3 protein-coding genes are annotated in these 5755 nt (G+C 52.3%); all 3 read left to right on the top strand.

What is annotated here, in order from left to right:
• Positions 1-85: 85 nt before the first annotated feature.
• Complete coding sequence (locus tag BOO20_RS10680; protein ID WP_076792624.1) at positions 86-1675, top strand: ShlB/FhaC/HecB family hemolysin secretion/activation protein; 1590 nt, start codon at positions 86-88, stop codon at positions 1673-1675.
• Positions 1676-1861: 186 nt separating this feature from the next.
• Positions 1862-2608 carry a SapC family protein gene (locus tag BOO20_RS10675; RefSeq protein WP_076792622.1) on the top strand — a complete coding sequence of 249 codons (747 nt, stop codon included), beginning with the start codon at positions 1862-1864 and terminating at the stop codon, positions 2606-2608.
• Between the two features lie 56 nt (positions 2609-2664).
• A partial coding sequence (locus BOO20_RS10670; RefSeq protein ID WP_076792620.1) for an autotransporter-associated beta strand repeat-containing protein occupies positions 2665-5755 on the top strand: 3091 nt, incomplete at its 3' end.

The following is a 5755-nucleotide window of genomic DNA, read 5'->3' as shown; positions in this document are numbered from 1 at the left end:
ACATTAACTCGCTAACTCAACAAGGCATTTTCTCCATTTCCATCTGAGGCAAAACAGAAGTATTTTGCGTGATCAACAGAATCAGATGCAGAACCTTCCTCAATTGCCTTTTTCCGCTCCGGTAAAGGAAGCTCCCCCTTCGGATGAAAGTACCCTGCGTGTCAATGTTAACGCTTTTGTTTTTTCGGGTTATGAGGGTCTTGCTACGGAAGCCGAGCTTCAGGCAGTTGTTGCAGGAGCTGTCGGTAAAAAACTCTCATTCTCGGAGCTCTCAGGTGAGGCGGAGAAGGTTACTGCATTTCTCAAGCAGAAGGGGTGGTTTCTTGCGCGGGCATATCTGCCCAAACAGGATGTCACCATGGGTACGATTGAAATTTCCGTTACTCCGGGTAAAAGTGACGGAAACCTTACCATAAACCGCGACAAACAGGCAAGAATATCCGATAAAAAACTTCGAGGCTTTGTCAAGAGCGCCCTGGAGGCAGGCAAGCCGATCAATGAACGTGCGCTTGAGCGTTCGGTGCTGCTCATCAGCGATCTGCCGGGTATCTCAGCCAGGGCATCCCTTGCTCCCGGTACCATGACCGGTACCAGTGGAGTAGAACTTGCCGTAGCTGAAGGCCCTGTGTTTTCAGGATCAATCTGGAGTGATAACCAGGGTAATCTCTATACCGGTGAGTGGCGAGCCAACTCCATGTTCACATTCAATGACCCTTTCTGCTGCGGTGACCAGGTAACCTTGATGCTGACAGAAGGAGAACGACTGCGTCAGGGACGTGTCGGCTATCTTTTTCCCATTGGTTATGACGGACTCAAGGGAAATCTCGCCTACACCGCTATGAGCTACGAGCTTGGAAGTGATCTCCTGATCCTCCAGTATGGTGGAAAGAGCAGCAGTATTGACGCCGGATTGAGTTATCCGCTTCGCCGGAGCAGGGCGGGAAATATCATAACGAGTATTTCATACAGCAACAAGTCACTTATCGACAGTCAATACGAAATTGAACTCCATCACAAGAGGGTAAACAGCGTGCTCTTTTCGACCAACGCAGACCATTACGATGCGATTTTAGGCGGGGGATACAGCAGCCTGACTGTAGCAGTAACGGCCGGAACTGTGCATGAAGCCAACCAGCTCGCCGCCGCCGCTTCAAGCAGGGGCGAAGGTCGTTATGCCCGTCTGAATGTTACTGTTATGCGCCAGCAGCGCCTGACAGAGAAGATCAATCTCAATGTATCGGTGAGTGGACAGAGAGCCGATGACCTGCTTGACAGCAGCGAAAAATTCTCCCTTGGAGGGCCAAACGGTGTCCGGGCCTATCCGATCAGTGAGGCTTCAGGAGATGAAGGGGAGCTGCTGAATGCCGAGATCCGATATTCACCAGCAGTTCCGAAGGGGTGGGGAAGTCTTCAGTTCAGCGGGTTCTATGATGCCGGACATATCAGACTCCAGAAGCATGAGGTGGAGATTCCGGCTACAGCGACCAATCTGAACAGTTACTGGCTTCGTGGAGCCGGATTCGGTATCAGTTACGCTATTGACGGGAGATTGACACTGCGAGGAAGCCGGGCATGGGTGATCGGAGATAATCCGGGACGAAGCGTTGCCGGAAATAACTCGGACGGCAGGAGTGACAGGAGCAGGATGTGGCTTATGGCACTCTTCTCCTTTTAACAAAGAGCGTTAGCTCGTGAGACGCAAGGTTGCAGTATTTCTTTTTACTTTACGTATATTATTCTTTTAAGCCTTTAATTTTAACAAGTAAGCAGAGCTGAACCACTCATTGACAAAATTTATTGTCAAAAGCAGCAGATAAATTTTAAACAAGAGCAGTTTTAACCAGATAAACCGACCATAAAAATGGAACAAAATATACCCCTTGAGAATCTGCCACTGTTTTACAGTCGTCCGATTCCGCTTAACAGGGAGGCTCATGCATCTCTGACCGTCAGCCCGAGCCCGGAAGGATACCGGTATGCCGCATCAGCCCGGACTGTTCTGCTTGCAACGGCAGAATTTTTTGATGCCGGCCGTTTCTATCCGATTATTTTCAGCAATACTTCCGACAATGCCATTCTTCCTGTTGCACTTTTAGGGCTTGAGGAGAATGAAAACCTTTTTGTTGATGATGAAGGTGCCTGGCACGGCCACTATATACCGGCATACATCAGGCGCTATCCGTTCATTACCACGGACGGTACCGAGGGTCAGACCACGGTCTGTTTTGACGAGGATTTTGACGGCTTCAATCTGGAAGGCGGCCTTCCGCTTTTCGAGGATGGAGAGCCTGCACCGAAAATGCTTGAAATCCAGGCTTTTCTTCAGGACTATCTTCTTCAGATGGATCGGGCACGGCAGTTCGGCGCCCAGCTTGCCGAATATGGATTGATCAGAGCGGTTGATCTGCAGGCGACTCCGGCAGAAGGGAGCCCTATTGCACTCAATGGCCTGCTTGTGGTTGATGAGGAGAAGCTTGCACAGCTTTCAGATAGCGAAGTAACTAAACTGTTCCGCAGCGGCGCACTGGCGTTGATTCATGCGCATCTGCTCTCCCTGCGCAACGTTGATGCTCTTGTAGAGCGAAAGGTTCAGGGAACGCAACGCTGAACAAAACAGAAGGGGTTATAAACATGTTGTGTAAGGTTGCATCGAGATAACCGACAGTGAACAGGATTTTTAACATCATCTGGTCGAAATCGAAGGAGCGGTGGATAGTCGTTTCCGAGAAGGTCAAGACCAATGGCGGTGTCCCAAAATCAAGGCTCAAAAGCCTTGCGGTTTTGCTTGCGCTGTTTACCTCCGCAGAGCGTGCCTATGCCCTTGACCCCGGAGATCTCCCTTCGGGCGGTGTGATCACCTCCGGGGAGGGAACCATTACCACCAGTGGCACTCAGTTGACCGTAAACCAGTCAACACCGCAGATGATTGCCAACTGGCAGAGCTTCAACATCGGAGCCGATGCCGGAGTGCGTTTCAACCAGCCCAACAGCTCTTCAGCAGTTCTCAATCGCATCACCGACCAGAACCCCACCCGGATCATGGGTTCGCTCTCGGCCAACGGCCGGGTATTCCTGCTTAACCCCTCGGGCATTATTTTTGGCAGTACAGCACGTGTTGATGTCGGTGGTCTGGTCGCCTCGTCGCTCAATATGCTCGACAGCGACTTCCTTTCCGGCAGGTACCGATTCAGCAACAGCGGCAGTGCCGGTCAAGTTATCAATCAGGGAACCATAACGGCCATGCCGGGAGGTGTGGTGGCGCTGATCGCCCCCAAAGTAACCAACGAGGGGAGCGTCACGGCCCCTGGCGGAAGCGTGGCTCTGGCTGCAGGCAATCAGCTCTCCCTTGATTTCCATGGAGACGGACTCATCACCCTTACGGTGGATCAGGGAGCGGTTGACGCTCTGGCCGAAAATAAAGGATTGATCAAGGCTGATGGAGGCCGGGTGATCATGACGGCCAAAGCGGCCGATGCTCTGGTTCAGTCGGCGGTGAACAACAGCGGAATTATTGAGGCAAGAAGCCTGCAGGCGAGAGGCGGCAGGATTATTCTTGATGCCGAGGGCGGCATGACGATGATAGCCGGCAAAGTGGATGCATCCTCGCCAGACGGAAAGGGCGGTTCGGTGATTGCTACGGGAGATCGTGTTCTGGTGAAGGATGGAGCACACCTCACCGCCTCGGGCGCAACCGGCGGAGGAGAGGTACTGGTTGGCGGAAGCTGGCAGAACAGCGACAGTTCGGTTCGTCAGGCGACCGGCACCATTGTTGAGCCGGGCGCGCTGCTTGAAGCGAGTGCCATCGACACCGGCGATGGCGGCACCGTGGTAGCGTGGTCGGACGTGACCAACCCGGACTCCGTCACTCGTGCTTATGGTACCTTTGAAGCGAAGGGCGGAGCCAACGGCGGTGACGGTGGAAGAATCGAGACTTCAGGACACTGGCTGGATGTAGAGGGATCAAAGGGCGGAGCTTCCGCGCTGCATGGAAGCAGCGGACTCTGGCTCTTTGACCCGTACAATGTCACCATCGCAGGTTCTGCTGATGCAGGCGGTGGATGGGGTGGAGCAAATACCAATATCTGGACACCGAATGCATCCGGTTCAACAATACTCAGTACGGGTCAACTGCTGACCTCACTCAATGCAGGAACCAGTGTAACGGTAACAACAACAGGCGGTGGATCTGAAGATGGAAATATTACCGTTAGCAGTGCGATTACGAAAAGTACGAGCACCGGTACACCAACACTGACGCTTACTGCCTCGAACAACATTCTGCTCAATGCAAACATTGGTACCAGTAGTTCATCATACACACTGAATCTGACGATGAACGCGGGTGGAACCATAAGCGGAAACGGAAACATCTCAGGCAAAGGAACCACCACCTTTAACGTCGGCAGCGGCAGCGGTGAGTACTCTGGAGCTATCTCTGATGTTACTGGTTCTACAAGATCGGTCACGAAATCGGGAACCGGCACTTTGATTTTGTCTGGTGTCAGCTCCTATCAGGGAACGACTACTATCAGCAATGGCGTAATCAAGCTTGGTTCATCAGGTAATGATGCCAATAGTCCTCTCGGGAAAACGGCTGGTAACACTTCTGTAATATCCGGAGCCACACTTGACCTGAACGGGTATACTCTTGTTCTTCCTGAACCATTGACGATCGCCGGGACGGGGTACAGTGGAGCCGGAGCTCTGACGAACACCGCTGTTTCCGTTGGCGGCGGTTCGTCAACAACGACCTACCCAGGTCCCATTACGGTGAGTTCCCCGGCCAGCATTTTAGTGAATACCGCGAATGCACAGATTACTCTTTCCGGTACCGTAAATTCGACCGCTATCCTGACTTTTGGCGGAAGCGTTGCCGGATGTACGCTATCCGGCGTTTACAGTAATACCGGAAATTGCGTCAAGGATGGAACCGGTACATGGACCCTGTCAGGTAATAATACCTATTCAGGTTTAACAACGATAAGCGCCGGAACCCTCATTGTTTCGAATTCGACCGGATTAGGATCTTCAAATCAAGGAACAACAGTCAGTGCTACAGGCACCCTCAATATCAACAATGTCGCTATCAGCAATGAGGATCTGTCACTTATCGGTACGCTTACAACTACAGGCACAGCAAGCTGGGGCGGAACTACCAAGGGGACTATAACGCTTGGCGCTGGTACCCCCACTTTTGGTGGTACAGGTACACTCACGGTGAGCAAAGCAATAGCTGGATCTTCACGGACACTGACCAAAATTGATTCAGGGACATTGATCATGTCAGCGGCTAACAGCTATACCGGATTGACGACGGTAAGCGGGGGCACATTGCAGTACGGGATAAACAATGCACTTTCGAGCGGAGGAGTGACAGTCAACGGAAGCGGAGTGGTTTTTGATATCGGGGGATATAGTGACACAATAGGCGCAGTAACCCTGACCAATGGCTCCATAACGGGCACCACAGGCGTATTGACCGGCAGCAGCTACCTCATCAACAACGACAGTGGCACCACAACGGTTTCGGCTATTCTTGGCGGTACGGACAAAGCTCTGACCAAATCGGGAGCCGGAACAGTAACACTCTCCGGAGTGAATACCTACACGGGGCTGACGACAGTAAGTGACGGAACGCTGGTGTATGGGGTAAACAATGCAATTGCAACCGGAGATGTGACGATAGATGGAGCCGCAGCGGTACTGGCTCTTGGGAGCAGTTATACCGATACGGTAGGAACGGTAACCGTAGCGA

It is taken from the genome of Chlorobium sp. KB01 (assembly GCF_001975465.1).
Taxonomy (GTDB): domain Bacteria; phylum Bacteroidota; class Chlorobiia; order Chlorobiales; family Chlorobiaceae; genus Chlorobium.
The sequence above is the reverse complement of the archived record's forward strand: the minus strand, read 5'-3'. Positions and strand labels throughout refer to the sequence as shown.